The 455-nt window shown below is 45.5% G+C and carries 1 protein-coding gene; it reads left to right on the forward strand.

Annotation, left to right across the window (positions count from 1 at the left end):
• Positions 1-435: GGDEF domain-containing protein (locus A3766_RS08790; protein WP_156508797.1), on the forward strand; the 435-nt coding region annotated here is incomplete at its 5' end.
• Positions 436-455: the final 20 nt, after the last annotated feature.

Genomic DNA, 455 nt, shown 5'->3' on the forward strand with positions numbered 1-455 from the left:
CATACTGAACAGCACGCTCTACGAACCCAGAATAGTTATAGTCTAGCTTTAGTGGATATCGACTTTTTCAAGAAGTATAACGATTACTATGGGCATCAATCAGGAGATGATGCGCTCAGACAAGTTGCTCAAACTGTTAAATCAACGCTGCGCACCTCAGACAGAGTATTTCGCTATGGCGGCGAAGAGCTATTAATTCTGATGCCCGGAAGTATTGGCCAACAAGCCAGAATATGTGCCGAGCGAGTCAGGGCAGCTATCGAGGCATTACAAATCCCTCACATTGAATCAGACAAAGGCGTGCTAACCGTCAGTATTGGTGTCGTGGAATCCAGAGTGGAAGCCTGGCAAGATCTGGTAAAACAGGCTGACAAAGCCCTTTACCAGGCAAAAAGTCAAGGAAGAAATCAGGTTACTGTAGCTGATCAGCTATAAAAGATCGGCCTTAGGTCTTA

This window comes from Oleiphilus sp. HI0132, assembly GCF_001635845.1.